Origin of the sequence: Moorena sp. SIO3I8, assembly GCF_010692325.1 — a bacterium.
Classification (GTDB): domain Bacteria; phylum Cyanobacteriota; class Cyanobacteriia; order Cyanobacteriales; family Coleofasciculaceae; genus Moorena.
The window spans coordinates 1-1,801 of the sequence record NZ_JAAHHW010000323.1; the positions used below are offsets into that span (position 1 = coordinate 1).

The following is a 1,801-nucleotide window of genomic DNA, read 5'->3' on the forward strand; positions in this document are numbered from 1 at the left end:
AGAAAACATGTTATACTAAAAGCACTTATAAAGATAACTTTAATACTCTTGATTGCTAGCATCCCATTTTGGCAAATATATCTTTTTATGTGGGCGGTATAATCCCGCTCACACAGCTGGGGTATAGTTTGTCAAATCTGGGATGCTCCCTATTTATTCCCCAAGATAACCTGTTGACTTTACGCAGAAATTAGTATTTTCGTAATAAATCTTTACCTATTGACGAAAGCAGACAAGCCCTAGTGTCATTGGCGTATATATCTTTCCCCTCTTGTATCCATGCCTTTTTATGCAATAAGTCTGTTTACAACCTAGATACAAACCCTATAATGACCAGGCTACTGATTCAAACCCAAACTGTTCCTGTTATGGTCAATCTTCCTGGGATCATCCCAATGACTCTCGCCCAGTTTTATGAATTCTGTTTAGCCAATCGAGATCTACGAATTGAGCGCACCGCCAGTGGAGAAGTTGTGATTATGCCCCCAGTCTTTTCCGATACAGGCAATCGGAATCTGAAAATTTCTCAACAATTGGCTAACTGGGCTGATCTCGACGGTACGGGTGAAACCTTTGACTCCAGCACCGGCTTTACCTTACCCAAGGTCGCGATCCGCTCTCCAGATGCCTGTTGGATTAAACTGGAGAGCTGGAATGCCTTAACCGAAGAACAGAAAGCTTCCTTTGCCCCCATTTGCCCCGACTTTGTGATCGAGTTACGTTCAGCCAGCGATACACTCAGTGGCTTGCAAGATAAAATGCAAGAATACCTTGACAAGGGTACATCACTGGGTTGGTTAATCGACCGCCAAAACCGGAAAATTTACATTTATCGTCCTAATCAGAAACCAGAGATTTTGGACAATCCTGAAACCGTTAGCGGTGCTCCAGAACTGGCGGGGTTTGTGCTAAAAATGAGCAAGATCTGGTGAGAACAATTGTAAGCTATCAGCTAATGCGCTACTTGAGATGCTACTTGAGGTGCTATCAGACGTCAGCTATCAGCTAATGCGCTACTTGAGATGCTACTTGAGGTGCTATCAGCTATCAGCTAATGCGCTACTTGAGATGCTACTTGAGGTGCTATCAGCCTATGGGCTACAGATGGTGCTACTTGAGGTGCTATAGCACTACCCATTAAAGTTAGGACATTGATAAAAGCTCATTTGCTAATGCACGTCAACTTTTGCCTCTTGCCTCTTGCCAATGCCATTGCGCGTAGCGCTATATCAGCCTATGGTTTAGCTTTCGGTGCGATTGGCCTACGGCCACGCTACGGGATCAGCCCTACAGGCATAGCTGCGCTGACCGGACTACTTCTCAACCAAGATTAACGAGAGTGCGAACGCGCCCCGCGTGACATGCAGGTCGATCGCACTTCTGTGCTAAGAGTTTTGAGAAAGCGATCGCACTTGTGTACCAACAGTTTTAAGAAAGCGATCGCTCTTGTGTAGCAATAGTTTTGAGAAAGCGATCAGCCCTACACCGGTTAGCCCACACCCCATACCCAGTAAGGCTAACAATGCTGCTTGTCACCCCGTCAGGTCAAAAAGACACCGGTTAACTAGTATAATTAACTTAAAAAAAGTTAATTTTTTTTTACATAAAAGGTACCCTCAAGGGGACTATTAAGCTGGGGTTAGATGTATTATTATTTTGGAATAAACATACCCCATTCAGCTGTGTAAGCATGATTATACTGCCTACATAAAAAGATATATTTGCCAAAATAGGATTGTTCCAATCACTAGCATTAAAGTTATATTTATAAGTGCTTTTAGAATAAAACGCCATGTTCTCC

General features: G+C 43.4%; 4 protein-coding genes. 2 read left to right on the forward strand and 2 right to left on the reverse strand.

Annotation, left to right across the window (positions count from 1 at the left end):
• Positions 1 to 329: 329 nt before the first annotated feature.
• The gene (locus F6K51_RS36620; RefSeq protein WP_293030907.1) at positions 330 to 932 is read left to right on the forward strand and encodes a Uma2 family endonuclease; all 603 of its coding nucleotides are present in this window, start codon (positions 330 to 332) and stop codon (positions 930 to 932) included.
• 240 nt (positions 933 to 1,172) lie between these two features.
• The gene (locus tag F6K51_RS36625) at positions 1,173 to 1,334 is read left to right on the forward strand and encodes a hypothetical protein (RefSeq protein WP_293030909.1); all 162 of its coding nucleotides are present in this window, start codon (positions 1,173 to 1,175) and stop codon (positions 1,332 to 1,334) included.
• Positions 1,335 to 1,385: 51 nt separating this feature from the next.
• Here the strand turns inward: F6K51_RS36625 and F6K51_RS36630 are convergent, their stop codons facing one another.
• Both F6K51_RS36630 and F6K51_RS36635 read right to left on the reverse strand, forming a co-directional pair.
• Positions 1,386 to 1,523: a hypothetical protein gene (locus tag F6K51_RS36630; RefSeq protein WP_293030912.1), complete on the reverse strand. Its 138-nt coding sequence runs from the start codon at positions 1,521 to 1,523 to the stop codon at positions 1,386 to 1,388.
• A gap of 76 nt (positions 1,524 to 1,599) precedes the next feature.
• A partial coding sequence (locus tag F6K51_RS36635) for a hypothetical protein (protein ID WP_293030915.1) occupies positions 1,600 to 1,801 on the reverse strand: 202 nt, incomplete at its 5' end.